Annotated in this window: 28 protein-coding genes; 14 read left to right on the top strand and 14 right to left on the bottom strand. The window is 70.9% G+C overall.

Features of this window, described 5'->3' with window-relative positions; translation table 11 throughout:
* Positions 1 to 297: 297 nt before the first annotated feature.
* Positions 298 to 1,077 carry a phytanoyl-CoA dioxygenase family protein gene (locus ACIBJH_RS07905; RefSeq protein ID WP_399115975.1) on the top strand — a complete coding sequence of 260 codons (780 nt, stop codon included), beginning with the start codon at positions 298 to 300 and terminating at the stop codon, positions 1,075 to 1,077.
* A 45-nt stretch (positions 1,078 to 1,122) separates the two neighbouring features.
* Here ACIBJH_RS07905 and ACIBJH_RS07900 read toward each other — a convergent pair whose 3' ends face one another.
* On the bottom strand, positions 1,123 to 2,094 hold the full coding sequence (locus ACIBJH_RS07900; protein WP_399115974.1) for an aldo/keto reductase: 972 nt from the start codon (positions 2,092 to 2,094) through the stop codon (positions 1,123 to 1,125).
* Between the two features lie 296 nt (positions 2,095 to 2,390).
* Here ACIBJH_RS07900 and ACIBJH_RS07895 point away from each other — a divergent pair, with 296 nt between their 5' ends.
* On the top strand, positions 2,391 to 3,245 hold the full coding sequence (locus ACIBJH_RS07895) for a hypothetical protein (RefSeq protein ID WP_399115973.1): 855 nt from the start codon (positions 2,391 to 2,393) through the stop codon (positions 3,243 to 3,245).
* Here the strand turns inward: ACIBJH_RS07895 and ACIBJH_RS07890 are convergent.
* Together ACIBJH_RS07890 and ACIBJH_RS07885 are read right to left on the bottom strand one after the other, a co-directional pair.
* Positions 3,242 to 3,766 carry a flavoprotein gene (locus ACIBJH_RS07890; RefSeq protein WP_399115972.1) on the bottom strand — a complete coding sequence of 175 codons (525 nt, stop codon included), beginning with the start codon at positions 3,764 to 3,766 and terminating at the stop codon, positions 3,242 to 3,244. The genes ACIBJH_RS07895 and ACIBJH_RS07890 overlap by 4 nt on opposite strands.
* 9 nt (positions 3,767 to 3,775) lie before the next feature.
* Positions 3,776 to 4,234: a nuclear transport factor 2 family protein gene (locus ACIBJH_RS07885; protein WP_399115971.1), complete on the bottom strand. Its 459-nt coding sequence runs from the start codon at positions 4,232 to 4,234 to the stop codon at positions 3,776 to 3,778.
* A gap of 98 nt (positions 4,235 to 4,332) precedes the next feature.
* On the opposite strand from ACIBJH_RS07885, the gene ACIBJH_RS07880 reads away from it, so the two are divergent.
* Positions 4,333 to 4,884 (top strand): TetR/AcrR family transcriptional regulator, encoded by a 552-nt coding sequence (locus ACIBJH_RS07880; RefSeq protein ID WP_399115970.1) that lies wholly within the window; start codon positions 4,333 to 4,335, stop codon positions 4,882 to 4,884.
* 2 nt (positions 4,885 to 4,886) lie between these two features.
* Here the strand turns inward: ACIBJH_RS07880 and ACIBJH_RS07875 are convergent, their stop codons facing one another.
* Positions 4,887 to 5,549, bottom strand: coding sequence for an FMN-dependent NADH-azoreductase (locus tag ACIBJH_RS07875; protein ID WP_399115969.1), 663 nt, complete (start codon positions 5,547 to 5,549; stop codon positions 4,887 to 4,889).
* Positions 5,550 to 5,617: 68 nt separating this feature from the next.
* Here ACIBJH_RS07875 and ACIBJH_RS07870 point away from each other — a divergent pair, with 68 nt between their 5' ends.
* On the top strand, positions 5,618 to 6,496 hold the full coding sequence (locus tag ACIBJH_RS07870; protein ID WP_399115968.1) for a sigma-70 family RNA polymerase sigma factor: 879 nt from the start codon (positions 5,618 to 5,620) through the stop codon (positions 6,494 to 6,496).
* Between the two features lie 90 nt (positions 6,497 to 6,586).
* On the opposite strand, the gene ACIBJH_RS07865 is transcribed toward ACIBJH_RS07870, so the two are convergent.
* From ACIBJH_RS07865 to ACIBJH_RS07855, 3 genes are all read right to left on the bottom strand, one after another.
* Positions 6,587 to 6,796, bottom strand: coding sequence for a ferredoxin (locus ACIBJH_RS07865; protein WP_399115967.1), 210 nt, complete (start codon positions 6,794 to 6,796; stop codon positions 6,587 to 6,589).
* 13 nt (positions 6,797 to 6,809) lie between these two features.
* Positions 6,810 to 8,033 (bottom strand): cytochrome P450, encoded by a 1,224-nt coding sequence (locus ACIBJH_RS07860; protein ID WP_399115966.1) that lies wholly within the window; start codon positions 8,031 to 8,033, stop codon positions 6,810 to 6,812.
* Between the two features lie 140 nt (positions 8,034 to 8,173).
* Entirely contained in the window at positions 8,174 to 8,617 is a 444-nt protein-coding gene (locus ACIBJH_RS07855) for a nuclear transport factor 2 family protein (RefSeq protein WP_399115965.1), read from the bottom strand.
* Positions 8,618 to 8,826: 209 nt separating this feature from the next.
* On the opposite strand from ACIBJH_RS07855, the gene ACIBJH_RS07850 reads away from it, so the two are divergent.
* Together ACIBJH_RS07850 and ACIBJH_RS07845 are read left to right on the top strand one after the other, a co-directional pair.
* Positions 8,827 to 9,276, top strand: a complete 450-nt coding sequence (locus ACIBJH_RS07850) for a nitroreductase family deazaflavin-dependent oxidoreductase (protein ID WP_399115964.1) — start codon at positions 8,827 to 8,829, stop codon at positions 9,274 to 9,276.
* 219 nt (positions 9,277 to 9,495) lie between these two features.
* Complete coding sequence (locus ACIBJH_RS07845) at positions 9,496 to 9,798, top strand: DUF4235 domain-containing protein (protein ID WP_399115963.1); 303 nt, start codon at positions 9,496 to 9,498, stop codon at positions 9,796 to 9,798.
* Between the two features lie 21 nt (positions 9,799 to 9,819).
* Here the strand turns inward: ACIBJH_RS07845 and ACIBJH_RS07840 are convergent, their stop codons facing one another.
* Positions 9,820 to 10,206, bottom strand: a complete 387-nt coding sequence (locus ACIBJH_RS07840; RefSeq protein WP_399115962.1) for a VOC family protein — start codon at positions 10,204 to 10,206, stop codon at positions 9,820 to 9,822.
* 177 nt (positions 10,207 to 10,383) lie between these two features.
* On the opposite strand from ACIBJH_RS07840, the gene ACIBJH_RS07835 reads away from it, so the two are divergent.
* Positions 10,384 to 11,823 carry an FG-GAP repeat domain-containing protein gene (locus ACIBJH_RS07835; RefSeq protein WP_399115961.1) on the top strand — a complete coding sequence of 480 codons (1,440 nt, stop codon included), beginning with the start codon at positions 10,384 to 10,386 and terminating at the stop codon, positions 11,821 to 11,823.
* Here ACIBJH_RS07835 and ACIBJH_RS07830 read toward each other — a convergent pair.
* Entirely contained in the window at positions 11,789 to 12,544 is a 756-nt protein-coding gene (locus tag ACIBJH_RS07830) for a TetR/AcrR family transcriptional regulator (protein ID WP_399115960.1), read from the bottom strand. The two genes, ACIBJH_RS07835 and ACIBJH_RS07830, sit on opposite strands and share 35 nt — an antisense overlap.
* A 135-nt stretch (positions 12,545 to 12,679) precedes the next feature.
* On the opposite strand from ACIBJH_RS07830, the gene ACIBJH_RS07825 reads away from it, so the two are divergent.
* The 4 genes from ACIBJH_RS07825 (at position 12,680) to ACIBJH_RS07810 (ending at position 16,806) form a co-directional block, all read left to right on the top strand.
* The gene (locus ACIBJH_RS07825; protein WP_399115958.1) at positions 12,680 to 14,170 is read left to right on the top strand and encodes an APC family permease; all 1,491 of its coding nucleotides are present in this window, start codon (positions 12,680 to 12,682) and stop codon (positions 14,168 to 14,170) included.
* Between the two features lie 20 nt (positions 14,171 to 14,190).
* A complete protein-coding gene (locus ACIBJH_RS07820) occupies positions 14,191 to 15,813 on the top strand; it encodes an amidohydrolase (RefSeq protein ID WP_399115957.1) in 1,623 nt (540 codons plus the stop codon).
* A gap of 70 nt (positions 15,814 to 15,883) precedes the next feature.
* Positions 15,884 to 16,246, top strand: a complete 363-nt coding sequence (locus ACIBJH_RS07815) for a DUF1304 domain-containing protein (RefSeq protein WP_200709930.1) — start codon at positions 15,884 to 15,886, stop codon at positions 16,244 to 16,246.
* Positions 16,243 to 16,806, top strand: coding sequence for a TetR/AcrR family transcriptional regulator (locus ACIBJH_RS07810; protein WP_399115955.1), 564 nt, complete (start codon positions 16,243 to 16,245; stop codon positions 16,804 to 16,806). Before ACIBJH_RS07815 ends, ACIBJH_RS07810 begins: the two co-directional genes overlap by 4 nt.
* A gap of 7 nt (positions 16,807 to 16,813) precedes the next feature.
* Here the strand turns inward: ACIBJH_RS07810 and ACIBJH_RS07805 are convergent, their stop codons facing one another.
* Together ACIBJH_RS07805 and ACIBJH_RS07800 are read right to left on the bottom strand one after the other, a co-directional pair.
* Entirely contained in the window at positions 16,814 to 17,644 is an 831-nt protein-coding gene (locus tag ACIBJH_RS07805; RefSeq protein ID WP_399115954.1) for a hypothetical protein, read from the bottom strand.
* A gap of 56 nt (positions 17,645 to 17,700) precedes the next feature.
* Positions 17,701 to 18,648, bottom strand: coding sequence for a GlxA family transcriptional regulator (locus ACIBJH_RS07800; RefSeq protein ID WP_399115953.1), 948 nt, complete (start codon positions 18,646 to 18,648; stop codon positions 17,701 to 17,703).
* Positions 18,649 to 18,719: 71 nt separating this feature from the next.
* On the opposite strand from ACIBJH_RS07800, the gene ACIBJH_RS07795 reads away from it, so the two are divergent.
* On the top strand, positions 18,720 to 19,670 hold the full coding sequence (locus tag ACIBJH_RS07795; protein ID WP_399115951.1) for an NADP-dependent oxidoreductase: 951 nt from the start codon (positions 18,720 to 18,722) through the stop codon (positions 19,668 to 19,670).
* A 13-nt stretch (positions 19,671 to 19,683) separates the two neighbouring features.
* Here ACIBJH_RS07795 and ACIBJH_RS07790 read toward each other — a convergent pair whose 3' ends face one another.
* Together ACIBJH_RS07790 and ACIBJH_RS07785 are read right to left on the bottom strand one after the other, a co-directional pair.
* The gene (locus tag ACIBJH_RS07790; protein ID WP_399115950.1) at positions 19,684 to 20,790 is read right to left on the bottom strand and encodes an NAD(P)-dependent alcohol dehydrogenase; all 1,107 of its coding nucleotides are present in this window, start codon (positions 20,788 to 20,790) and stop codon (positions 19,684 to 19,686) included.
* A gap of 25 nt (positions 20,791 to 20,815) precedes the next feature.
* On the bottom strand, positions 20,816 to 22,270 hold the full coding sequence (locus ACIBJH_RS07785; RefSeq protein WP_399115949.1) for an aldehyde dehydrogenase family protein: 1,455 nt from the start codon (positions 22,268 to 22,270) through the stop codon (positions 20,816 to 20,818).
* A 115-nt stretch (positions 22,271 to 22,385) separates the two neighbouring features.
* Here ACIBJH_RS07785 and ACIBJH_RS07780 point away from each other — a divergent pair, with 115 nt between their 5' ends.
* Both ACIBJH_RS07780 and ACIBJH_RS07775 read left to right on the top strand, forming a co-directional pair.
* Positions 22,386 to 22,847 (top strand): MarR family winged helix-turn-helix transcriptional regulator, encoded by a 462-nt coding sequence (locus ACIBJH_RS07780; protein WP_399115948.1) that lies wholly within the window; start codon positions 22,386 to 22,388, stop codon positions 22,845 to 22,847.
* A 122-nt stretch (positions 22,848 to 22,969) separates the two neighbouring features.
* On the top strand, positions 22,970 to 23,344 hold the full coding sequence (locus ACIBJH_RS07775; protein WP_399115947.1) for an anti-sigma factor antagonist: 375 nt from the start codon (positions 22,970 to 22,972) through the stop codon (positions 23,342 to 23,344).
* Here ACIBJH_RS07775 and tuf read toward each other — a convergent pair.
* Positions 23,337 to 24,530 carry an elongation factor Tu gene (gene tuf, locus ACIBJH_RS07770; protein WP_019068510.1) on the bottom strand — a complete coding sequence of 398 codons (1,194 nt, stop codon included), beginning with the start codon at positions 24,528 to 24,530 and terminating at the stop codon, positions 23,337 to 23,339. The two genes, ACIBJH_RS07775 and tuf, sit on opposite strands and share 8 nt — an antisense overlap.
* Between the last annotated feature and the right edge of the window lie 15 nt (positions 24,531 to 24,545).

Genomic DNA, 24,545 nt, shown 5'->3' with positions numbered 1-24,545 from the left:
TTTGACGATTCGTCAATGGGGTCCGTTATGAGATTGCCACCGTATCCACACGGGAAATCCCAAAACCATTGGCCGGGGGCAGCCGGGTGTGTCCGGCACACCGGGCGGGACGACCGCCGCTCCTCCCGTCTTCCCAGGTCATGTTCGAACCGCCGGGCCCACTGCCCGACCGGACCCTGCCGTCACGGGAGTTGACACCTGCCACCCCCGCACCGTCGAGGGAGTTCACGGCCAACCAATAGGCGGGCGCCCGGCCTCCTGACACTGTGGAGTGACACCACACCGAGGAGGTCCCGCATGACAGCCACGGACATCGACGCGTTCGAGGAGGACGGGTTCACGGTCGTGCGCGGATTGTTCGGCCACGACGAAATCGACCGGCTCCGCGCCCGGTTCACGGCACTGCACGCGGCGGGTCCGGTGCCCGGCCACTTCGCGCCGCGCCCGAGCGGCGATCCCCTGCTCGCATACCCCCGGGTGATGCACCCGCACGAGATCGACGACCTCGCCCTGCGTTTCCTGCTGGACGCGCGGTTGCGGGACGTCCTGGAAACCCTGTTCGGCGAAGAGGTGCTGGCCGCGCAGAGCATGTTCTATTTCAAGCCGCCGGGGGCGCGGGGCCAGGCGCTGCACCAGGACAACTTCTATCTGCGGGCCGAGCCCGGCACCTGTGTGGCCGCGTGGATCGCCTGCGACGAGATCGACCGGGACAACGGCGGCCTTGAGGTCGTGCCCGGCACCCATCGCATGGACGTGTTCTGCCCCGAGGAGGCGGATCCCGGGGTGTCCTTCGCCCGCGAGTACGTTCCCCCGCCGCCCGGACTCTCCGCGGTGCCGGTCGACATGACGCCCGGGGACGTCCTGTTCTTCAACGGCAGCCTGGTGCACGGCTCGCAGCCCAATCGCAGCGCGGACCGCTTCCGCCGTTCGTTCATCGGGCACTACGTGGGCCGCTCGGCCGACCGGATCGGGAGTTTCTACCGCACGATCACGATGAGCGGCGAACGGGTGCCGCTCGCGGAGAGCGCCGGAGCGGGACCGTGCGGCACGGAGTTCGCACCGCACGGCCCGCACTGAACCTTCGTATCAACTCACCCTGACAACAGGCATGTTGACGACGCGTCAGGAATGGCCGCTGATCGCGTGCGGAATGTAGGGCCGCTCCAGCTCCTCGATCTCCTTGTCGCTCAGCTCCAGTTCCACGGCGGCGACGGCGTCCTCGATGTGCTGCGGCTTGGCCGCGCCGATGATCGGTGCGGCCACCGTGCCCTGGTGCAGCAGCCAGGCGAGGGCGACCTGGGCGCGCGGGACACCCCGGTCGCCGGCGATCCGGGTGACCGCCTCGACGATCGTCCGGTCGCCGTCCTGGTAGAGGCGGTTGCCGAAGTTGTCGGTGCTGCTGCGTTCGGTGGTGGTGCCCCAGTCCCGGGTGAGGCGGCCCCGCGCCAGCGGGCTCCAGGGCAGCACTCCGACGCCCTGGTCCGCACAGAGCGGCAGCATCTCGCGCTCCTCCTCGCGGTAGAGGAGGTTGTAGTGGTTCTGCATGGACACGAACTTGGTCCAGCCGTGCCGCTCCGCGATGTGCTGGTGCTTGGCGAACTGCCAGGCGAACATCGAACTCGCCCCGATGTAGCGGACCTTGCCCGCCTTCACCAGGTCGTGCAGCGCCTCCATGGTCTCCTCGACGGGGGTGTGCGGGTCGGCGCGGTGGATCTGGTAGAGGTCGACGTAGTCGGTGCCGAGGCGTTCGAGGCTGTGGTCGATCTCCGCCATGATCGCCTTGCGGGAGAGTCCGGCGCCATTGGGTCCCGGGTGCGTCCGGCCGTGCACCTTGGTGGCGAGCACGACCTCGTCGCGGCGCGCGAAGTCACGCAGTGCCCGGCCGGTGATCTCCTCGCTGGTGCCGTCGGAGTAGACATTCGCGGTGTCGAAGAAGTTGATCCCGGCCTCCAGCGCCTGCCGGATCAGCGGACGCGACGCCTCCTCGTCGAGGGTCCACTCGTGGGTGCCGCGGTCCGGAAGTCCGTAGGTCATGCAGCCCAGAGAGATCCGCGAGACGTCCAGGCCGGTCGAACCGAGCTTCACGTACTGCATCGTTGCTGCTCCTGCCTTCGAGTTCGGTACCGCTTTGGAGCGTACGACTTCGTGAGTGCTCGAAGTCGGGCATGTGCGCGGCCCCCGACAATGCCTGCGTCTCCGTCACCGGCCTCGTGGTGCGGACACTCGGAGAGCCGCGGGCGTCGCGCTCCCCGGGCGCCGACCGGCGTCCGGCGTTGGTGTGACCGGCCCCGGCCGCGCGGCGTGGGAGCGGTCGGGCGGCCCGCGCGGGTGCGCATCCTCGGTGCGGACGACCGGCGCCCGGCCGGTCGTGACCGTACGGGAGGAACACCGTGCCGAGACGTTGGACCGGACTGAGGATCCTGCTGGGGGCGGCCGTGCTGCCGCTGGCCCTGGTGTCGCCCGCGTGGGGTGACACCGATCCGGCGCCGCCCCCGCCCGAGCCGCCGTCGACGCTGTGCGCGTCCGCGGGCACCCTCCACGGTCCGCACGGAGCGCATGCCATGGTCAGCCTCTGCGCGGGCAGCGGCACGCCGACCATGGCGGTCTCGGCGCCCGCGACCTGCCGGCAGCTCCGGTCGACCGTCCATTACGCGTGCCGCACCTCGGGCACCTGGACCGCGCGGCGGGCCGGTGAGACGGTCGCGTCCGGCACGCTGCCCGGGTCGGGGCAGTATCCGGGGCCCGGGACGTACGACTTCACGGCCACCGTGCGCGTCCGCTCGATGCCCGAGGGAGTGGATGTGGAGGGCACCGTCCGCGCGACGCTCACGCTGACCGCGCCCAGGCCGAAGGCGACGCACGGCATCGAGGTCGACCGGAGCACGCTCGCGCCGAACTCCGTGACCACGCTGACCTACACGGTTCAGCGGCACAGTGACGAGGGCGACGGCAGCGCGCGGTTCGGGCTCATCGCGGAGGAGGGCACGGGGGCGGAACTGACCACGACCGACACCCGTTGCGTCAACCCGCTGATCGGCCGCCACCCCGCACAGGACCGGCTCCCGCACGCCCTGGACTGCGCACTCACCGATCTCCAGCCGGGGCACCCGGACACCGTGGTGGTCCGGGTCGCGCTCACATCCCGCTGTTCCACGGTGGTTTCCAAACTGGGCTACTGGATGCCCCAGGGGCAGGCGCTCTACACCGGGGGCATGCTCGCCGGGCCGACCGTGACCTGTTCCTAGAGCAGGTCCAGCGCCTTCGCCCAGCCGAACTCCGGCCGCCCGCCGTCCTCTTGGGCCGCGCCGGAGTACGGCTCCCCGAAGCGGACGCCCATCTCGCGCAGCCGGGCCAGGCTCGCCCGGTAGGCGGGGTGGGCGGCCAACGTGTCGGCCACACAAGGGAGTACGACGGTCGGGACACCGAGGCCGTACGCCTCGCAGAGGGTGCCGAGGGCGAGGGTGTCCGCCGTACCGGCCGCCCATTTGTTGATCGTGTTGAAGGTGGCGGGCGCGACGATCACGGCGTCCGGGGGCGGAAAGGGCCGCGGATCACCGGGAGTTCGCCACGCCGAACGGATCGGCCGACCGGTCTGCGCCTCGACGGCGGCCGTGTCGAAGAAGCCGCCCATCGCGACCGGCGTCGCGATGACCCCGACCTCCCAGTCCCGCGCCTGTGCGGCGGCGATCAGCTCGGTGACGTCCGCGGCGATACCGGCGGCGCAGACGACGACGTAGAGGAAGGGCTTCGACTCCTGTTCGGTCACCCGGGGAGCCTACTGAAGCGGGAACGACCGCCCGCGTTCGGCTTCCGGGCGCGCACCGAACACACGCCGTTCCTTCTCCTCGATAGGCGTGTCGTTGATGCTGGCCTCGCGCCGGGTCATCAGCCCGTGCTCGTCGAACTCCCACAGCTCGTTGCCGTACGACCGCCACCACTGTCCGTCGGCGTCCCGGCACTCGTACTGGAAGCGGACCGCGATGCGGTTGCCGTCGTAGGCCCAGAGGTCCTTGCGCAGGGCGTACTCGTGCTCCCGCTCCCACTTGGCGGTGAGGAAGTCGACGATCGCGGCGCGGCCGGTGACGAAGGTGTCGCGGTTGCGCCAGACCGAGTCCTCCGAGTAGGCGAGCGCGACGCGGCGCGGGTCACGGGTGTTCCAGGCGTCCTCGGCCGCCTGCACCTTCTGGGCGGCGGTCTCACGCGTGAAGGGCGGGAGGGGCGGGCGGTCGGCCATGGTCGTCTCCAGAGCGGGGAACAGGGAGAGAACGAGCGTTCTCCGGACGACTGCTAACGTAGAGAACGGTCGTTCTCACGTCAAGGAGGGGTCGTTTCATGGACAGCGCAGTCGCCCGGGAGCAGGCGCTGGACGCCGCCGAGAAGCTGTTCTACGGCCGGGGCATACAGGCCGTCGGCATGGACGCCGTCCGCACCGCCTCCGGGCTCTCCCTCAAGCGGCTCTACCAACTCTTCCCGGCGAAGGACCAGTTGGTGGAGGCGTATCTCGAACGGCGTGACCTGCGCTGGCGCGCACGCCTCGCCGAGCACGTCGAGCGGCACGATGATCCACGGGAGCGAATTCCGGCCGTCTTCGACTGGCTTGAGGAGTGGTTCGGCGAGGCGGACTTCCGTGGCTGCGCGTGGATCAACTCCTACGGCGAACTCGGCGCGAGTTCGGAGCGGGTGGTGGCCCAAGTCCGGGCGCACAAGCGGGCGTTCCGCGACTATCTCGCCGCTCTCGTGGCGGACGCCGGGCTGCCCGCCGTACTGACCGGGCAGGTGTTCCTGCTGGCCGAGGGGGCCATGGTCACGGCGGGCATCACCGGGAGCACGGAGCCTGCGGCGGAGGCGCGCGAGGCGGTCCGGTCGCTGTTGGGGGCCCGCTGAGGTCAGGCGGCGGCGAGTGCCGTCAGCGTGGCGCGGGCCCGGGCGAGGGAGGCCGCCGCCAGATCCTCCAGGCCTGCCAGCTGAGGCATGACGTCGACCCGGGTCAGCTCGGCGACGACGAGGTGGAGGTGCTCCGGCGGTACGCCCAGGTTGCCGAAGTAGGCCCGCAGATAAGGCGTTTGGAAGTCGAAGTGCTCGCGCGGGGTGCCGGGGCCGTAACCGCCGCCGCGGGCCATGACCACCACCACCCGGGTGTCGCGCAACAGGCTCTCACCGGTGTCGGGATCGGTGAGCGCGCCCGGGAAGGTGACGCGGTCGATCCATGCCTTCAGGCTCGCGGGGATCGAGAGGTTGTACATCGGGACGCCGAGCAACAGCGTGTCGGCGGCGAGGAGTTCGGTGAGGTACGGGCGGGTCAGGTTCCACTCGCGCCGCTCGTCGTCGTTCTCGATCAGCGCGGGGACCTTGGCCGGCGGGACGAAGCCCTCGCGTTCCACGCGGCGGCCGAGGGTGGTGTAGGCGGGGGTGATCGGCGGCACCGGTTCGGCGGACAGGTCGCGGTGACGGTGGTCCGCCGGGCCGTGGGTCCGCGCGAAGGTCTCGGTGAGTTGCCTGGTCACGGAGTCGGCGGTGGTGTCGGCGCTGGAGTCGATGTGCAACAGCATGGTGTGGTCACCTCGGTCGGTTCGGGTGCGTCGGAGAGGTGACGGAGCACGACGAGGAAAGGTGACCCATGCACGGGCACGACGAACTGGCCGAGCGGTTCGAGGCGGAGCGCGGACGACTGCGGGCCGTCGCCCACCGCATGCTGGGCTCGCTCGCCGAGGCGGAGGACGCGGTCCAGGAGGCCTGGCTGCGGCTGAGCCGCGCGGGCGGCGGCGACATCGACAACCTCGCCGCCTGGCTGACGACGGTCGTCTCCCGTATCTGCCTCGACATGCTGCGCGCCCGCGCGTCCCGGCGGGAGGATCCGTACGGCGACGAACCGCCCGAGCCCAGCGCCGGTGAGCTGCCCGAGGACGAGGCCGTGCTCGCCGACTCGGTCGGGCTCGCGCTGCTGGTCGTGCTGGACACGCTGGGACCGGCCGAGCGGGTCGCGTTCGTGCTGCACGATCTGTTCGCGGTGCCGTTCGACCGGATCGCGGCGGTGCTGGACCGTTCGCTGCCCGCCGCGAAGAAACTCGCCAGCCGGGCCCGGCACAAGGTGCGGGGCACACCGGTGGTGCCGGGCGCGGAGCTGGACCGGCACCGGGAGGTCGTCGCGGCCTTCCTCGCCGCCGCGCGGGGCGGTGACCTCGGCGCGCTGCTCGACGTCCTGGCCCCTGACGTGGTCCGGTACGCGGAGCCCGCCGCGCTGCCGCCCGGCGTCCCGGCCGAGCTGCGCGGGGCCCGGGCGGTCGCCGAGGGGACAGTGCTGCTGCACGACCGCGCCCGGTTCGCGGCGCTCGCCCTCGTCGACGGTGACGTGGGCCTGGTGGTCGCTCCGGGCGGGCGGCTGCTGCTCGCTCTCCGGGTGACCGTCGAGGACGGACGGGTCGCGGCGTACGAGGTGATCGCGGACCGGGGGCGGCTGAGGGGTGTCGAGGTGGCCGTACTGGGGGCTGCGGGCTGACCGAGTCGTACGGCGATGCCGCGCGGCCCGGCCACCTCCTGCTCCTGCTTCTTCTCCTGCTCCTGCTCCTGCTCCTACGGCGGCCCCCGCTCAGCCCGTCGCCGGTTCGGTCACCGTGATCGCGGTGACCGGGCAGGCGCGGGCCGCCTCGCGGAGCATCGGGTCGCCGGCGCCGTCCTCCTTTCCGGGCAGCACCGTGCTGTAGCCGTCGTCGTCCTGGGTGAAGACGCCCGGGGCGGCCAGGGCGCACTGGCCCGCCCCGATGCAGAGGTCCTTGTCGATGTGGATTTCGGTGTGCATGGAGCGCAGCCTCTTACCAGGTCACGGGGAGTTCCAGCATCCCCTGGATCGTGTCGCCCGGTTTGAAGGGGATCTTCTCCGCCGGTGCGGCCAGACGCAGCGTGGGCAGCCGGTCGAAGAGGCTGCGCAGGGCGATCTCCAGTTCGGCGCGGGCCAGGTTCTGGCCGAGGCACTGGTGGATGCCGAAGCCGAACGCGATGTGGTGGCGGGCGGGCCGGTGCCAGTCCAGGGCGTCCGGGGCGGTGTAGACGGCCTCGTCGCGGTTGACGACCGAGGTCGAGAAGAGCACTCCCTCGCCGGCCCGGATCGTGACGCCGTCCACGTCGATGTCCTCGACGGCCAGCCGCATCAGCCCGTCCACGATCGACAGCGACCGCATCAGTTCCTCGACCACGTCCGGCAACAGCCGTGGATCGGCCCGCAGTTCGGCCAGCCGCTCGGGATGACGCAGCAGCGTGAACGTGCCGAGGGAGATCATGTTGGCGGTCGTCTCGTGCCCCGCGACAAGGAGGATGAGGCCGAGGGCGCTCAACTCGTCCCGGTCCAGGGCGCCTTCGTTCAACTGCTCCCGGACGAGATCGTCCAGCAGTCCCTCGCCCGGCTCCCGCTGCTTGCGGTCGATCAACTCGCCGAGATAGTGGTCGAGTTGGGTGCGTGCGTCCTGGCTCTCCTCGGCCGTGGGGCCGCGCAGCAGGCGCCGGGACTGCGCTTCGAAGAACTCGTGGTCGGCGTACGGGACGCCGAGCAGGGCGCAGATCACCATCGAGGGCACGGGGAGCGCGAACGAGGGCACCAGGTCGGCGGGCCCGCCCCCGGCGATCATCGCGTCGAGCCGTTCGTCGACGATGCGCTGGATGTCGGGCCGCAGCGCCGTGGCGCGTTTGACGGTGAAGCCGGGGATCATCATGCGGCGCTGGGTGCGGTGCTTGGGGTCGTCGACGCCGACGAGTGCGGCCGTACGCTTCCGGAACGCCGCGAAACGGGGGCTGGTGGCGGGGAAGCCGGGGCGGTTCCGGTCGGAGGACAGGCGCTGGTCGGCGAGGAGCGCGCGGGCGGTGGCGTGGCCGGTGACCAGCCACGCCGGGCTGCCGTCGTAGAGGGTGACGCGGGTCAGCGGGCGGTCGGCGCGCAGGGGGTCGTAGCCGGTGGGCGGGTGGTAGGGGCAGGTGCGGCTCTGGGGGAAGGCGACGGGTTCGGTCAGGTCGGTCGGAGCTGTCAGATCCGTCAGATCCGTCATGGAAGACCTCGCAGACGAAGAGTGCGTCGTGCCGATCTTCATTAGATGCCCGAGGCACCTATGGAGCCACCTTGAGTTCGGCCAGATCGGTGGTCCCTACAATCTGGCTGAACCTGACGGTCCGGTTCCCCCGGCCCCGGTCACCGCCCACCCGGTCCGCCGCTGAAGGCACGGGCCACGGCGAGGCTGTCCTCGTACACGTGGTGACGCACGATCAGCCCGTCCCGGACGGTGAGATGCAGGGCGAACCTGGCGCGATACGGCCGTCCGGTGGACCTGACGGTCAGCCGGATCTCGCCGAGGACGACCGCGTCCGCGCCGTCGATCAGGACACGCTCGATCTCCGTGTCCGCCCGTCCCGGCAGGTGATGGGCGGCGATGTCCCGGAAGTGCGCGGCGGCGTCGGCGCGGCCGGCCCGGTGCCGGATCCACGGCGTGGCGGCCCGGCCGTGCTCGTCCTCGGGCCAGTTCAGCTTCCAGTCGGCGTGCTCGGCGTACAGCTCCGCGATGTGCTCGGGCTCGGCGTGGCCGATGCGGTGCAGCAGGTCCTCTACGACGGTGCGTGTGCTCGGGGTCGCGGACATGCGGGTGCCCTCTCTCGTCCAGTGATCGTCCGGCGGTGGCGCGGGGTGCCGACTGTGCCGGAGGGGCCGCATCGGCGCGATTACCTCCGACGTCATCGCCCGATGGAGGGGCCGTGGCCGAAGAGAGTCGCGGTGTGGATGAATCGCGCGCCCGCTGGTGTTGAATTCCGGTGCGAGACAGCCGTAGAACGCGAGATGGGACGGATGCCATGCCTCTTGAGGGCGAGTACGAACCCAGCCCGACGCAGTGGGTGCGCGACCAGGTCGAGCTGTACGAGAGCTCCGGCGGCACCAAGGGCACGACCTTGATGGACACGGGTCTGCCCGTCATCCTGCTGACCACCGTGGGCGCCAAGAGCGGGAAGATCCGGAAGACCCCGCTGATGCGGGTCGAGCACGACGGACGGTATGCCGTGGTCGCCTCGCAGGGCGGCGCGCCCAAGCACCCCGTCTGGTACTTCAACATCCAGGCCGACCCGCGGGTGGAGCTTCAGGACGGCCCGCAGAAGTGGGACCTGACGGCCCGCGAGGTCACCGGCGACGAGAAGGCCGAGTGGTGGGAGCGGGCGGTCGCCGCGTATCCCCCGTACGCCGAGTACCAGACGAGGACGGACCGGCAGATCCCCGTCTTCGTCCTCGAACCGGCCGACGGAAGCTGACGCCGGGAGCCGTTCCGCGTCCGCCGGGAAGTTCCTTGTTCCGAGGCGCATGAACCGGTGCCCGCCGGGCACCCGACGTTCAGGCCCCGCCGCGCTCCCCCTTGAATCCAAGCCCCGTCGCGGCGGGGCTTTCCGCTGCCCGCTGGTCCCTCTTCCGAACCCCCGGTTTCAATGGCACCGTCAGGGTGCCGACCCGCGCGTGCGCAGAAGGAGACCCCCGTGGCCAAGAGCAAGAAGATGAAACTCCCCCTCGTCTACCAGCCCGTCGGCCTGGTCCTGGGCGTGGTGAGCGGCGCCCTCGCGGGCCGCGCCTTCCGGGCCACGTGGAAGGCGATACGGCACGAGGAGGACGCCCCCGACCCGCTGGACCGCAACCGCGGCTGGGGCGAGATCCTGTTCGCCGCCGCGCTCCAGGGCGCCCTGTTCGCGGTGGCACGCAGCGCGGCGGACCGTACCGGCGCGAAGGCCATCGAGCGTTCGACCGGTGTCTGGCCGGCCAAGGACAAGGGCGGCCGGGAGTAAGGGAGTTGAGGGGCCCCAGCCCTACTCGGACGTCGTGGACGGTACCGGGCGGATGGTGAAGGAGTGGCCGGCCGGGTCCGCGTACACGCGCTCCTGGTACGGGCCCGGCATGTCCTTGGTCTCCAGCGCGCGTCCGCCGAGGCCGATGATCCTGCGCTCCGCCTCGTCCAGGTCCTCCACCAGGAAGTCCAGGTGGACCTGCTGGTTGTTCTCGGCGCGGGGCCAGCTCGGCGGGATGGCGCCGGCGTCGCGGCGGAACGCCAGCCGGGTGCCGTCGGCGCCCCTGATCTCCACCTGGTCGAGCGAGATGTCCGTCTGTTCGCCGTCGAGCAACTCCGTGTAGAACACGGCGAGTTTCTCCGGCTCGCCCGCGTCGAGCACCACGAAGCTTGCGGTCACGAGTGCCATGGTTCCTCCGAGAATTCAGGCGCGCAAGCGTCGATTTCGGTTGCCACGCACTCAACGGGTATCCCCGTTCGGCCGGTTGATGCCGATGACGCCGACGGTCCGTCGCGATCAACGAAAGCGCAACGACCGCACGACTCCCCTGGTTCGGGTGTGACAGGGGATGCGAGAGTGGGGCGGATGAAGCCGCGTATCGCCGTAGTGACCCTCGCCGTCTGTACCGCACTCGCTCCGCTGAGCGGCTGCGGGAGCGGTGACGGCACCGCCGCCCGTGGACCGTCGGCCTCCTCGGACGGTCCGGGCACGGCCGCCGCGAGCCGAACTCCCGCGCTGGGCAAGGGTTCCAAGGATCCCGACGACATCAACGGCGACGGACATCGCGACCTCGTGGTGCCGGTCGCGGTCGGTGGTGGCGGGGAGGACGCCCTCGACGAACGGCTCGGTGTGGTCTACGGGTCGGCCAAGGGGCTCGTCCCGTCGACGCGTTCGGTCCTCGGGCGCGGCGACCTGGGCCTGCCCGCGCCGGGCAAGCAACTGTTGACGCCGAAGGACTCGGTGTCCGCCGCGGATGTCACGACGGCCGATCTGGACGGCGACGGTTTCCCGGACTTCGTCACGTCCGTCCAGGGCTCGATGGTCCCGGACGGCAACGTTGTCGCCCCACGCACCGTCCCGTACGTCACCTGGGGCGGATCCACCGCGAAGGCCTCCGCCACACCGGTTCAACTGCCGCGGAGCGCAAGCACGTTGGGCATACGGTCCCTGGTGCGCGGGGACTTCGACGGGGACGGGCACCACGACCTCGCCGGCCTCGCGTACAACCGCTCCTCGATGGTGGTGCTCTACGGCCCGTTCTCACGCTCCGGCGTGCCCGCCCGCACCGACACGAGCCTCCCCTGGGCGGACGGCGAACTGATCGCCGACACCATCGACCCGTCCGGCACTCCCCGCGCGACCTCGCTGCTGCTGCACGCGGTGGGCGACGGCGAACAGTCCGGCAACACGCTCTACACGGCCCGGCGCGGTGCTCAACTGTCCGCTTCGACACGGCAGTTGAGGAGCGGGAACGCCCACGCGTTCGGTGACTTCGACGGCGACGGGCAGCGCGATGTGGCCGTGGGCGACGACGGCAGCCGCAACGACGAGCCCGGCTACGAGACCGAGCCGGCCGATGTCGACGGCTCGCTCGCCGTGTATCCCGGCGACGGCGGCACACTGGTGACGTACCGCCTGCCCGAGGCGCCCCGCTCCGCGCGCACCGACTACGGGCCAGGTGACTATGCGGCCGCCGACCCGGACGGCGACGGCCGGGACGGCATCCTCGTCGCCACCTACACGGGCGCCACACTCGTCGACGGCGCCCGGCGGACCACTGTCCTGCGCAACGGACCGGCGACGGCGGACGGCAGGCAGATCCCCGCGAAGTGGCGGCACGCCCGGCCCGTGGGGGCCGCCGACTTCGACGGCGACGGCAAGGACGAACTGATCCTGAACTGGGGCGCCGACCCCAGGTTCGGCTTCTACGGCGAGCGCGCCACCCGCTGGTGGATCACGGACGGCACGACGTCCGGCGACCGGGCCGCGTTCACGACGACGGACTTCGCCCCGCGCTCCTCGTAGGCAGCGCCCGCTCCCCGGCCCGGATCTCGGCGAGCCGCGCCGCCGCCGCGCTCAGCAGCAGGTCCTGCGCGGCCGGGTAGGAGCTGTGCCGCATGGTGGCCACGAGATGGCGGGCCGTGGCCGCGATGTGCGGGTGGGTGTCGGCGGGCAGCCGGGCGTACATCGCCTGCCATACGGCGGCCTCCGCCTCGCGGGCGGACTTCGGCAGCGCCGTGTTCGCGGAGTCGAGGGCGCCGAAGGCGAGGGCCTGGTCGACGTAGGCGTGATAGATCCGCACCGCGTCGGCATCGGGGAAACCGGCCCCGCGGAGCACCCCGAGGATCGTCTCCACGGCCTGGATCTCGTACACCCGCCCGGTCACCCGGTAGGAGCTGAGCATCGCGGCTCGCGGGTGCGCGAGCGCGCCCGCGTGCATGCGCAGGCCCAGGTCGCGCAGGTCGGCCAGCCAGTCGCCGGTGGGCCGCCAGGTGCGCAGGGTGCGGCCGATCAGCTCGTCGGCGACGGCCAGCATCAGGTCGTCTGTGTGCCGGAAGTAGCGGTACAGGGAGCTGGGGTCGGCGCCGAGGGCGCGCCCGAGACGGCGCACGGAGAGGGCCTCGGCACCGTGCTCCTCGATCAGCCTCAGCGCGGTCTCGACGATCAGTTCCTCGGACAGCACCACGCCCTGCTTGGTGGGGCGTCTGCGCCGCCGGTCGGCGGCCGGGACGACACGCTCGCTCATACGACGACCTCCTCGCTGCTCGGTTCCGGCTGCCCGCACCTTATGACAACAGCGTTGACCTGTTAAGGGCCCGCGCAGTTTCATGTGCGTTCACCGGGGCCGTTCGGGCCCCCCGGTGCGAGCGGAGAGCACGCCATGATCGACACGCCACCCCCGTCGGGGCCCGCACTGCGCAAGTCCCTCGGTCTGCTGGACGGCGTCGCCATCGCCGCGTCCAGCACCGCCGCGACCACCAGCATCGGCATCGGTCTGGGTGTGACCGCCGGGGTGGTCGGGCTGCATCTGCCGGCCATCATGCTGCTGGCGTTCCTGCCGATCCTGGGCATCGCGGGCGCCTACTCCCGGCTCAACAAGGTCGAGCCGAACGCGGGCAACGGCTATGTGTGGGTGGGCCGTTCACTCACCCCGTGGCTCGGCTTCCTGGTCGGCTGGGTGAACATCGTCGCGACGATCGCGTTCCTCGCGTACACCACGGCGGTCACCGGCTCGGCCATGATCCAGCTCGCCGGGGAGGCCGGAGTGCACTCGGTGGCCGGCCTCGCCCTCGACCCGGGCTCGACGGCCCAGACGACAGCCGTCGGCATCGTCGTCCTGGTCGCCGTCACCCTGACCGCCGTCACCGGCGTCCGCACCGCCGCCCGCCTCCAGACCGGACTGCTGGTCTTCGAGTACGTCGTCCTGCTGGGCTTCTGCGGCTACGGCATCGTCACCGGCCCGCACGCCTTCAGCCTGAGCTGGTTCGACCCCTTCGCGATCCCCTCGGCGTCGGCGCTCGCGCAGGGCCTGCTCCTTTCGGTGTTCTGCTACTGGGGATTCGAGGCCGCGTTCACCGTGAACGAGGAGGTGCGCGACCCGCGCGACGCGTCCCGCGCCGGTCTCATCACGCTCGTGACGATGCTGGGGCTGTTCCTGCTCGGTTCGATCGCCTTCCAACGGGTGCTGTCCGAGGGCGAGTTGGCGGGCCACGGCGCCCAGGGCCTGGCCTACTTCGGCGACCGCCTCGCCTCCCAGCCACTCGCCGCGCTGCCGTTGGTGGCCCTGATGTTCTCGGCGGTCGCCTCGCTCCAGGCCGGTGTGATCCCCACCGCCCGGGGCATGTTCGCGATGAGCCGCGACCGTACGCTCGGGCCGGTCTGGTCCAAAGTCAGTTCGCGCTACGGCACTCCGGCCCTCGGCACCCTGCTGATCGGCGCGCTGGCGACGGCGGTCGCCGCTCTGGCGCTGGTGATCCCGCGCCTCGCCGACATGATCATGGCGACGGTGAACGCCGTGGGCATCGTCGTCGCCCTCTCCTACGCCCTCACCGCCCTCGCCGCCGCCGTACGCTTCCGCTCCCTCCTCCAGGAGGACTGGCGGCAGGGCGTCCGCGCGGTGGTGCTGCCCACGCTGAGCGCCCTGAGCCTGCTGGGGCTCGGCGGCTACCTCGCCTGGTCCTTCTACACCTCCACCGACCACCTCGAAGTCAGCGCGGACAACGGCTGGTTCCTACTGCTCACCCCGGCCGCGATGATCGCGTCGGGTTTCGTGGCCGCCGCCTGGGCGAAATGGGTACGCAAGTCGCCCTACTTCCAGTCCGGTCGGGGCACCGACGCCGACGCGCCGCAACTGCTCGCCACCTCTTCATGACCCCCGCAAGGAAACGGACCATGCACGCAGACCTCCTCTTCACCAACGGCCCCGTCCTCACCCCCGAGGGCCGCACGGCGACCGCCGTGGCCGTCACCGGCGACCGCATCACGGCCGTAGGACATGCCGAGGTGCACGACCTCGCCGGTCCTGGCACTCAAGTCGTCGATCTGGCGGGGCGGTTGCTGCTGCCCGGGTTCCAGGACGCGCATGTGCATCCGGTGCCGGCGGGGCTTGAGCTGACCCAGTGCGATCTGACGGGGACCAAGACGGCACAGGACACGCTCGCCGCCGTGCGTGCCTACGCGGACGCGTATCCCGAGCGGGAGTGGATCACCGGGGGCGGGTGGTCGATGGAGGCGTTCGAGGGCGGTACGCCGACGAAGGAGCTGCTGGACTCGGTCGTACCGGACCGGCCGGTGTATCTGCTCAACCGGGATCATCACGGCGCCTGGGTCAACAGCCGGGCCCTGGAGCTGGCGGGCATCACGCGGGACACGCCCGATCCGGCGGACGGGCGGATCGAGCGGGACGCGGCGGGCGAGCCGGCCGGGACGCTCCAGGAGGGGGCGATGCAGCTGGTCGGCAGGCTCACCCCACCGACCACACCCGCCGACCGGCTGGCCGCACTGCTGCACGCCCAGCGGCATCTGCACGCGCTCGGCATCACGGCCTGGCAGGACGCGATCGTCGGGAAGTTCGCGGGGATGGCCGATCCGTCGGACGCGTATCTGACCGCCGCCCGCGACGGCTCGCTCACCGCGCGCGTGGTCGGCGCGCTGTGGTGGGACCGGGAGCGCGGGGCCGAGCAGATCCCCGAACTCGTCGAGCGGCGGGCCGCGTTGAGCCACGGCCGGTTCCGCGCGAGCAGCGTGAAGCTGATGCTGGACGGGGTCGCCGAGACCGGTACCGCCGCCCTGCTCGATCCCTATCTCGACAAGTGCGGCTGCGTCACAGGCAATCGGGGCACCAGCTTCATCGATCCGGACCAACTGCCCAATTACGTCGCCGAGTTGGACGCGCTCGGGTTCCAGTGCCACTTCCACGCGCTGGGCGACCGGGCCGTACGGAACGCGCTGGACGCGGTCGAGGCGGCGCGGGCGGCGAACGGGCCGAGTGACACCCGGCCGCATCTGGCGCACCTTCAGGTGGTGCACCCGGACGACGTGGCGCGGTTCGCGCGGCTCGGCGCGGTCGCGAACATCCAGCCGCTGTGGGCGGCGCACGAACCGCAGATGGACGAGCTGACGATTCCGTTCCTCGGACCCGAACGGGCCCTGTGGCAGTACCCGTTCGGGGCGCTGCTGCGCTCCGGGGCCACGCTCGCGGCGGGCAGCGACTGGCCGGTGAGCAGTCCCGATCCGCTGCACGGCATCCATGTCGCGGTCAACCGGGTCGAACCCGGAAGCACCGGGCCGGTGTTCCTGCCCGACGAGCGCATCGGGCTCGCGGAAGCACTCACGGCGTACACGGCGGGTTCGGCGTACGCGAACCATCTCGACGACACCGGCCGGGTCGCGGCGGGCGCGCTGGCGGACCTGGTGGTCCTGGACCGTGATCCGTTCGCCGGTCCGCCGGAGGAGATCGCGGAGACGCGGGTGGCGCTCACCTATGTGGGAGGGGCGGAGGTGTACGCGGCCTGAAGCGATTATTGATGGACAGGTGTCCAGCTATAGTGGACATCTGTCCAAGACGACGAGGGGTCGGCTGATCGTGGAAACGCTCGCGAACGTGCTGGTGGGCCTGGTGGCCGCGCTGCATCTGTACATCCTGGTGCTGGAGATGTTCCTGTGGCAGAAGAAGCCCGGGCGCGGCCTGCACGGCTTCGACCCCGAGATGGCCAGAGCCACCGCGCCGATGGCCGCCAACCAGGGGCTGTACAACGGCTTTCTCGCCGCGGGTCTGATCTGGGGCCTGATCGCCGCCGACCCGACCGGCTTCCGCGCCCAGGTGTTCTTCCTGAGCTGTGTCGTGGTCGCGGGCGTCTACGGCGCGGTGACGGCGAACCGGCGCATCCTGTTCGCGCAGGCGCTGCCCGGCGCGCTCGCCCTGGCGGCCGTGCTCATCTCCCAGTGAGCCGCGCCGAGCCCGAGGACCCGCGGGCCGCCCGCACCCGGGCACGGCTGCGCCAGGCCCTCCTCGACGAGTGCGCCGAACACCCTCTGGAGGAGGTCGGCGTCGCCGCCCTGGTGCGCAGGGCCGGGGTCGGCCGGGCCACGTTCTACGTCCACTACGACAGCCTGGAGGCGCTCGCGGTCGACGCCTGCGCGGACGTCGTACGGGACGCGGTGGAGGCACTGCACGCCTGGCGCGGACGGCCCGACCCGGTGCACGCGCCGCCCGCGCTGCCGGAGTTCTTCGCCGGCCTGCTCCCCCACGCGGCCCTGTACCGCGCCCTGTTGAGCCCGGGCGGCGGTGGTCCGCTCGGCCGCGTCCTGCACCGGGACCTGCGCGCCTACAGCCTCCGCGAGCGCGAACTCGCGGGCGCGGCGGACGCCCCGCTGGTCGCCTCGGCGGTCGCCGGGACCTTCGGCGGGGTGCTGGCCGACTGGCTGCACGGGCTGCTGGACGGCACGGCGGAGGAAATCGCCGACCAGGTATGGCAGTTGCTGGTCGCCCTGCACATGAGCCGGTGACGGCGGCTCACTGACAGGCGATGCCGGACGGTGCCGAGGGCCAGGCCTCTACACCGTCGGAGGTACGGATGTACGCCGTCGACCGGTCCGGGGTGAACCACAACTGCCAGTCGTGGAACCGGTATCCGGTGTCGCGCGCCCCTGCGGGCATACGGACGTCGCCGTCGTAGGGGGCCGAGAGCGTCTCCGTCGAGAACAACCCTTCGGGATCGCGGACATAGGTCCTGCCGTCCGCTCCCCGACCGGTCTGCAGGAAGTGCGCCGTCTGCCAGTCGCAGTGCGCGGCCCCGACCGAGCTGCTCACCACCGTGGTCGCCACACGATGCCCGTCCCGGTCGGTCCAGATCTCATATCCGTGCGCCTCGGCGAAGCCCGCCGGGAGTTCGGCCGGATCACAGGAGGCGCTGGACTCCGGGCCCCAACCCGGCCTGTTCTTACGGTCCTTGGCGACGACGACGGCGACCTTCGTACGGCCGTCGACGTCGTAGGAGAACAGCACGCGCCCGTCCGACTCGCGCTCGACGCGGTAGCCCGTGCGCGGCACGTCCGGCTGCTCCATGTTGAAGTACGCCCGCAGACCGCCCTCGGGAGTCTTGCCGCCGTCGCCCTCGCTCCAGGCCTCGGCGCCTCCGCTCTCGTACATCTTTCCGTCGCATTCCAGCGCCCGGCCGGCGGCACCAGACTTGTCGGCGCCGGTGGCAGGTACGTAGAGCGGTCCGGCGTACGGCGTGGCAGGCGGGGTGCCCGCGACCACGACGTCCTTCCCGTCCCCGTCGGTACCGCACCCGACGGCCGTCACGGCCGCCAGCACGGCGACCGCCGTGAGCCCTCTGCGCATGCTCTCCCCCTCGTGTGTCGTTCCTACGACGTGGGGGCGGGCCGAAACGTTCGGGTTCAGCGGGCTTCCTGGAACGTCCGCCGGTAGGCCTGCGGGGAGACCCCGATCGCCGCGTGCAGATGCTGACGCAGGGACGCGCCGGTCGCGAAGCCGACGCGGCCGGCGATCTGGTCGACCGACAGGTCGCTGGCCTCCAGCAGGTCGCGGGCGCGGGCCACCCGCTGCTGGATCAGCCAGCGGCCGGGGCTGAGGCCGACCTCGTCGTTGAAGCGGCGGGCGAAGGTGCGCAGGCTCATGCCGGCGTGGCGGGCCAGGTCGTTCAGGGCGAGGGGTTCGTCGAGGTGGCCGAGGGCCCAGTCGCGGGTGGCGGCCGTGCTGGTGGCGCCGGAGTCCGGGACCGGCTGCTGGATGTACTGGGCCTGGCCGCCGTCGCGGAAGGGCGGGACGACACAGCGGCGGGCGACCGTGTTGGCGAGTTCGCTGCCGTGGTCCGTGCGCACGATGTGCAGGCAGATGTCGACTCCGGAGGCCGCGCCGGCCGAGGTGAGGATCCGGCCGTCGTGGACGAAGAGCACGTCAGGGTCCAGTTCGACCTGCGGATACCGGGCTCGGAAGAGGTCCACGACCTGCCAGTGGGTGGTCGCCCGGCGGCCGTCGAGGAGACCGGCGGCGGCGAGCACGAAGGCGGCCGTGCAGATCGAGACGATGCGTGCGTCCGGGCGGATCCGGGCGAGGGCGGCGGCGATCTCGGCGGGCAGTCCCTCGGGGATGCGCGGGGTGGCCATGGAGGCGACCACGACCGTGTCCGCCGTTTCGAGGATCTCCGGACCGTGCTCCACCGCGATCGAGAAGTCGGCGTTGGTGCGCACCGGACGGCCGTCGACCGTGCAGGTCAGCACCTCGTAGCGGCCGTCGGCGGCGCCGAAGATACGGCTGGGGATGCCCAGCTCGAAGGGGTAGACGCCGTCGAGCGCCAGGACCACCACCCGTTCCACATGCCGCATGGCACGATTCTATCGAAGGTTGGCCATCGTGCCATTTTCTTGTCGGGCGGCTCCCGGCAGGCTGGTCGACCATGAGCACTGTGAACACCATGCGAGCCGTCAGCCAGCACGTCCTCGGCGGTCCCGAGGTCCTCGAAGTGGTCGAGGTCGAGCGGCCCGCGCCGCGCGCCAACGAGATCCTGATCAAGGTGCGGGCCGCCGGACTCAACCCCACCGACTGGAAGCACCGGAAGACCGGCGGATTCCTCGGCGAACCGCCCTTCGTCCTCGGCTGGGACGTCTCCGGCGTCGTCGAGGCCGTCGGTGTCGGCGTCGCCCGCTTCAAGGCCGGCGACGAGGTCTTCGGGATGCTGTCCTACCCGTGGGGCCACGGCTCCCACGCCGAGTACGTCGCCGCCCCGGCACGCGCCTTCGTCCACAAGCCGGCCGCGGTCGACCACGTCCAGGCGGGCGCGCTGCCCCTCGTCTCACTGACCGCGTGGCAGGCCCTGGTGGAGAACGCGGACGTCCGGGCGGGACAGCGAGTGCTGATCCACGCGGCGGCCGGCGGGGTCGGGCATGTGGCCGTGCAGATCGCCAAGGCACGCGGCGCGTACGTGATCGGCACAGCGAGCGCGGGTAAGCACGACTTCCTGCGCGAGCTGGGTGTGGACGAGGCGATCGACTACCGGGAGACCGACTTCGCCGAGGCCGTGAAGGACGTCGACGTGGTCCTGGACACGCTCGGCGGCGAGACCGGACTCAAGTCGCTGCGTGTGCTGCGGCCGGGCGGGGTCGTGGTGTCGATCGTTCCGATCGGCAAGGACGACTTCTACGAGGAGGCCGAGCGGCTCGGCGTGCGGGCGGTCCGCATGCTGGTCGACGCCGATCGCGCGGACATGGAGGCCGTCGCGGAACTCGTCGAGGCGGGCAAGCTGCGCGCGACGATCGCCGGGTCCTTCCCGCTGGCCGATGCCGCCGAGGCACACGCGCTCGGCGCCACCGGCCGCACTGCGGGCAAGCTGGTGCTGACGGTCGACTGACCGAGCGAACAGGTCAGAACGTGAGCACGGGCTTGATCGCCTTGCCGGCGCTCATGTCCCGTACCGCCTGGTCGATGTCCGCGAACGGATAGGTCGTGATCAGGCGGTGCAGCGGGAGCCGCCCCTCCTTCACCAGCTGCACGAGCGCGGGGATGAAGCTCTGCGTCTCGCTGTCGCCGAGGGTGAGGCCCTCGATCCGCCTCCCGGGGATCAACCCGTTGACGTCCAGGGCGACTTCGCTTCCGAACGGCGGGGCTCCTACGACGACCAGGGTGCCCCGGGCGGCGAGCGCGTCGGCGCCCTGGCGGAGGACGGCGACACTGCCGGTGGTCTCGACGATGCCGTCGGCGCCGTGTCCGTCCGTCAGTACGGCAAGGGTCTCCCCGAGGTCGGCCTCCCGGGCGTTGACGGTGTGGGTGGCGCCCAACTCCTTTGCCAGCAGGAGGCGTTCGGCGATCTTGTCGACGGCGATGATGCGGGTCGCGGGCGTGAGTGCGGCGGCCATCACGGCGGACAGGCCGACCGCTCCGGCACCGAGCACCACGACCGTGTCACCGAGCCGGGGCTTGAGGACGTTCCAGACGGCACCGACCCCCGTCTGAACTCCGCAGCCCAGCGGGGCGATCGACTCCAGCGGCACGTCCGGGTCGACCTTGACGAGGCTGCGTTCGTCGACCAACGCCCGCTCGGCGAACGAGGATTGGCCGAAGAAGTGTCCGCCGAGGGGCTCCCCGTCCCGCCTGATGGTGCTGCTGCCGTCGGAGCGTCGACCGCCGATGAGGTTCAGCGGCAGCCAGGTCGCGCAGTAGGCGGGGTGTCCGCCCTGGCAGTTGCGGCAGTCGCCGCAGGACGTGAAGGACAGCACGACATGGTCGCCGGGTGCTACTCCGGTGACGGCGGAGCCGACCTCCTCGACGACACCGGCGCCCTCGTGACCGAGAACTCCGGGGAGCGGGAAGGGCAGTGCGCCGCTCGCGACCCCGAGGTCGGTGTGGCACAGGCCAGTTGCGACGACCCGGACGAGCGCCTCGTGCGGGCCGGGCTCGGCCAGTTCGACGTCCGTGAGCGTGAAGGGTGCGCCGCGCGACTCGACGACGGCCGCGCGCGTGGTGGTGGACATCGCAGAAACTCCTTGGTGGGCGTGGTCAGTCGAGCGAGACGACGACGGACTTGGTCCGGGTGTAGGCGGCAAGGCCCTCGGGGCCGTACTCGCGGCCGAAGCCGGAGTCCTTGACGCCGCCGAAGGGGACGTTGGGGTCGAGCATCGCCCAGTCGTTGACCCAGACGATGCCCGCCTGGAGCCGGTCCGCGATGCGGTGGGCGCGGGCGAGGTTGCCGGTCTGGACGCCCGAAGCCAGACCGTAGGGCGTGGAGTTGGCGAGTTCGACGGCCTCGTCCTCGGTGTCGAAGGGCTGCACGGTGAGGACCGGGCCGAAGATCTCCTCCTGGATCACCCGGGAGTCGTTCGCGAGGTCGGCGATGACGGTGGGCTTGTAGTAGTAGCCGCCGTCGAGGTCGAGGCGTTCGCCGCCGCAGACGATGCGGGCGCCCTCCTTGCGGGCGAGGTCGACGTACTCCTCGACCTTCCTGAGGTGCTTCTCCCCCGCCATCGGGCCGACGACGGTCTCGGGCAGCCGGGGGTCGCCGAGCGGTACGCCGGGGACGGCGTCGGCGAGGATGTTGAGGAGGGTGCTGTAGACGGGGCGGGCGACCAGGAGGCGGGGGCCGCCCATGCAGAACTGGCCGGTGTTGAAGACGAAGCCCTTGATGACCGCGCCGACGGCCTTCTCCAGGTCGGCGTCCTCGAAGACGATGTGGGCCGCGTTGCCGCCGAGTTCCATGGTCACGGGCTTGAGGTTCTCGCCCGCGACGCTCGCGGCGTGCCGGCCGACGGCGGTGGAGCCGGTGAAGGCGATCTTGTCGACGCCCGCGTGCCGCAGCAGGGCTTCCCCGGCGACCGGTCCGGTGCCGGTGACCACGTTGACGACACCGTCCGGGACGCCCGCGCGCTGGAGCAGTCCGGCCATGTAGAGGGCGCTGAGCGGGGTCTCGTCGGCGGGCTTGTGGACCACGGTGTTGCCGGCCGCGAGGGCGGGGGCGAGCTTCGAACCGGCAAGGATCAGGGGGAAGTTGAAGGGAGTGATCGCGGCGACCACGCCCAGCGGCTCGCGCTTGGTGTAGGCGAGGGCGTTGAGCGGGGTGTCGCGGGTCGAGCCGTCCAGGGAGAAGGCCAGGGCGGCGTAGTGCTCGTAGTCGTTGGCCGCGTTGGTGACGTCGACGGCATGGCACAGAGTGATGGGCTTGCCTACGTCGAGGCTCTCCAGCCGCGCGAGTTCGTCGGCGTTCTCGCGGATGAGTTCGGCGACGCGGTGCAGGATCCGGCCGCGTTCGCGACCGCTGAGGCCGGACCAGCGGCCACTGTCGAAGGCCTCGCGGGCGGCGCGGACGGCCGCGTCCACGTCGGCGGGGCCGGCCTCGGCGACGGTGGTGACGACCCGGCCCCGGGACGGGTCGACCACCTCGGTGCGCGCTCCGTCGGCGGCCTCGCGCCACTGCCCCCCGACGAACAGGCGGCCGGGTTCGATCTCGAAGGCGGTCATCGCCACTCCTCAGCATCGTTGCCAAGATTTCAACCAACAGGATTCCTGTTGGTTGCTCGTCTGGTCCGCAGTCTCATTACAGACAGGTTTCCTGTCAATGCTCTAGGGTGAATCCATGGCTGAATCCCTGGCTGGATCCCCGGTTGGCGCCCACGCGACGAAGGCGCTCCCATCCCTGCTGTACATGGTCAAGCAGGTGGAGCTGGTCGTCCGCTCACGCCTGGACGAGCTGGTCAGGCCCTATGGCGTCACCGCACTCCAGTACACCGCGCTCACGGTTCTGGAGCGACACGACGGCCTGTCGGCGGCGCAGCTGGCCCGCGATTCCTTCGTCACCGCGCAGTCCATCGCCGATCTGGTCCGCTCACTGGAGGGCCGCGGGCTGATCCGCCGCGAGCGCAATCCGCGCAACCGGCGCGAGCTGCTGATCCTGCTGACCGCCGAGGGGCGCGAGCTGCTGGCGGGCTGCGCGGAGCCGGTGCGGGCGCTGGAGGAGCGGATGGTGCGCGAGCTCACAGCGCACCAGAGCGAGCAGTTCCGTCAGGCACTTTCCAAGGCCTGGCACGCGCTGTCGTAGTGCTGCCTGGAATATCTCAGAAAGCTCTGGCTCGATTCGAAGACATATGTCAATCGAACATGCTCAAATTCACTCCATCGAGGGTAACTTTCAGGGCGGGGACTGTTGGAGGGGATGTGGTCGTGCAGCAGGAGCCCGCGCCGCTCACCCGGCATCTGCGCATCCACCAGGACCGGGGGTTCACGGTGCTGGAGTTACGCGGCGAGATCGACATCGCCGCGGCGGTGGAGATCATCCCGTATCTGGACCGGGTGACCAGCAGGCCGGGCGCACGCGTCGTGCTGGACCTGCGGCGCGTCGAGTTCTTCGACTGCTCGGGTCTCCGCCTGCTCTTCCGGGCCCGGCTCCGGGTGCTCGACCAGGGCGGCAGGCTGCACCTCGTCTGCACCCATCCGCTGACACTGCGCATCCTCCGGATCACCGGACTCGCGCAGCTGCTGCCGCCCCGTCCCACGCTGGACGCGGCCCTGGAGCAGGCGGAGACCACGCCTACCTGAGGATCCTGGTGACCTGACCGGCGCCCACCGTCCGGCCGCCCTCACGGATCGCGAACTTCAACCCCTCCTCCATCGCGATCGGTTGGATCAGCTCGACGTGCATGGTCGTGTTGTCGCCCGGCATGACCATCTCGGTGCCCTTGGGCAGGGTCACCACACCGGTCACGTCCGTCGTGCGGAAGTAGAACTGCGGGCGGTAGTTGTGGAAGAAGGGCGTGTGCCGGCCGCCCTCGTCCTTGGAGAGGATGTAGGCGCGGGCCTCGAACTCCACGTGCGGGGTGACCGATCCGGGCTTGATGACGACCTGGCCGCGCTCCACGTCCTCGCGCTTCACGCCCCGCAGCAGCAGTCCGACGTTCTCGCCCGCCCGGCCCTCGTCGAGGAGTTTGCGGAACATCTCGATGCCGGTGACGGTCGTCTTCGTCTTCTGCTCGTGGATGCCGATGATCTCCACCTCGTTGTTGACCTTCAGCACCCCGCGCTCGATCCGGCCGGTGACGACCGTGCCGCGGCCGGTGATGGTGAAGACGTCCTCGATCGGCAGCAGGAACGGCCGGTCCACGTCCCGCACCGGCTGGGGCACGAACTCGTCGACGGCGTCGAGGAGTTCGAGCACCGAGGCGGTCCACTCGGGGTCGCCTTCGAGGGCCTTGAGCGCGGACACCTTGACCACCGGGAGGTCGTCGCCGGGGAACTCGTACTCGGTGAGCAGCTCCCGCACCTCCAGCTCGACCAGTTCCAGGATCTCCTCGTCGTCCACCATGTCCGTCTTGTTGAGGGCCACGACGATGTACGGCACGCCGACCTGCCGGGCCAGCAGCACGTGTTCCTTGGTCTGCGGCATGGGCCCGTCGGTGGCCGCGACGACCAGGATCGCGCCGTCCATCTGGGCGGCGCCGGTGATCATGTTCTTGATGTAGTCGGCGTGCCCGGGGCAGTCGACGTGCGCGTAGTGCCGTCGTTCGGTCTGGTACTCGACATGGGCGATCGAGATGGTGATGCCGCGCTGCCGTTCCTCGGGCGCCTTGTCGATCTGGTCGAACGGCGTGAAGGGGTTGAGATCGGGGAACCGGTCGTGGAGCACTTTCGTGATGGCCGCCGTGAGAGTGGTCTTGCCGTGGTCGATGTGACCGATGGTGCCGACGTTCACATGGGGTTTCGTCCGCTCGAACTTCGCCTTCGCCACGGCGAGTCCTCCTGA

It is taken from the genome of Streptomyces sp. NPDC050548, assembly GCF_044457385.1.
Taxonomy (GTDB): domain Bacteria; phylum Actinomycetota; class Actinomycetes; order Streptomycetales; family Streptomycetaceae; genus Streptomyces.
This window is presented reverse-complemented; position numbering and strand designations above follow the sequence as displayed.

Bases quoted from the DNA above. Each gene is read 5' to 3' on its own strand.
- ACIBJH_RS07800 (WP_399115953.1), bottom strand. From the start codon at position 18,648: ATGCGGCATGTGGAACGGGTGGTGGTCCTGGCGCTCGACGGCGTCTAC.
- ACIBJH_RS07835 (WP_399115961.1), top strand. From the start codon at position 10,384: ATGAAGCCGCGTATCGCCGTAGTGACCCTCGCCGTCTGTACCGCACTC.
- ACIBJH_RS07850 (WP_399115964.1), top strand. From the start codon at position 8,827: ATGCCTCTTGAGGGCGAGTACGAACCCAGCCCGACGCAGTGGGTGCGC.
- ACIBJH_RS07870 (WP_399115968.1), top strand. From the start codon at position 5,618: ATGCACGGGCACGACGAACTGGCCGAGCGGTTCGAGGCGGAGCGCGGA.
- ACIBJH_RS07785 (WP_399115949.1), bottom strand. From the start codon at position 22,270: ATGACCGCCTTCGAGATCGAACCCGGCCGCCTGTTCGTCGGGGGGCAG.
- ACIBJH_RS07825 (WP_399115958.1), top strand. From the start codon at position 12,680: ATGATCGACACGCCACCCCCGTCGGGGCCCGCACTGCGCAAGTCCCTC.
- ACIBJH_RS07880 (WP_399115970.1), top strand. From the start codon at position 4,333: ATGGACAGCGCAGTCGCCCGGGAGCAGGCGCTGGACGCCGCCGAGAAG.
- ACIBJH_RS07865 (WP_399115967.1), bottom strand. From the start codon at position 6,796: ATGCACACCGAAATCCACATCGACAAGGACCTCTGCATCGGGGCGGGC.
- ACIBJH_RS07905 (WP_399115975.1), top strand. From the start codon at position 298: ATGACAGCCACGGACATCGACGCGTTCGAGGAGGACGGGTTCACGGTC.
- ACIBJH_RS07900 (WP_399115974.1), bottom strand. From the start codon at position 2,094: ATGCAGTACGTGAAGCTCGGTTCGACCGGCCTGGACGTCTCGCGGATC.
- ACIBJH_RS07780 (WP_399115948.1), top strand. From the start codon at position 22,386: ATGGCTGAATCCCTGGCTGGATCCCCGGTTGGCGCCCACGCGACGAAG.
- ACIBJH_RS07830 (WP_399115960.1), bottom strand. From the start codon at position 12,544: ATGAGCGAGCGTGTCGTCCCGGCCGCCGACCGGCGGCGCAGACGCCCC.
- ACIBJH_RS07840 (WP_399115962.1), bottom strand. From the start codon at position 10,206: ATGGCACTCGTGACCGCAAGCTTCGTGGTGCTCGACGCGGGCGAGCCG.
- ACIBJH_RS07795 (WP_399115951.1), top strand. From the start codon at position 18,720: ATGAGCACTGTGAACACCATGCGAGCCGTCAGCCAGCACGTCCTCGGC.
- ACIBJH_RS07860 (WP_399115966.1), bottom strand. From the start codon at position 8,033: ATGACGGATCTGACGGATCTGACAGCTCCGACCGACCTGACCGAACCC.
- ACIBJH_RS07805 (WP_399115954.1), bottom strand. From the start codon at position 17,644: ATGCGCAGAGGGCTCACGGCGGTCGCCGTGCTGGCGGCCGTGACGGCC.
- ACIBJH_RS07885 (WP_399115971.1), bottom strand. From the start codon at position 4,234: ATGGCCGACCGCCCGCCCCTCCCGCCCTTCACGCGTGAGACCGCCGCC.
- ACIBJH_RS07790 (WP_399115950.1), bottom strand. From the start codon at position 20,790: ATGTCCACCACCACGCGCGCGGCCGTCGTCGAGTCGCGCGGCGCACCC.
- ACIBJH_RS07855 (WP_399115965.1), bottom strand. From the start codon at position 8,617: ATGTCCGCGACCCCGAGCACACGCACCGTCGTAGAGGACCTGCTGCAC.
- ACIBJH_RS07820 (WP_399115957.1), top strand. From the start codon at position 14,191: ATGCACGCAGACCTCCTCTTCACCAACGGCCCCGTCCTCACCCCCGAG.
- ACIBJH_RS07875 (WP_399115969.1), bottom strand. From the start codon at position 5,549: ATGCTGTTGCACATCGACTCCAGCGCCGACACCACCGCCGACTCCGTG.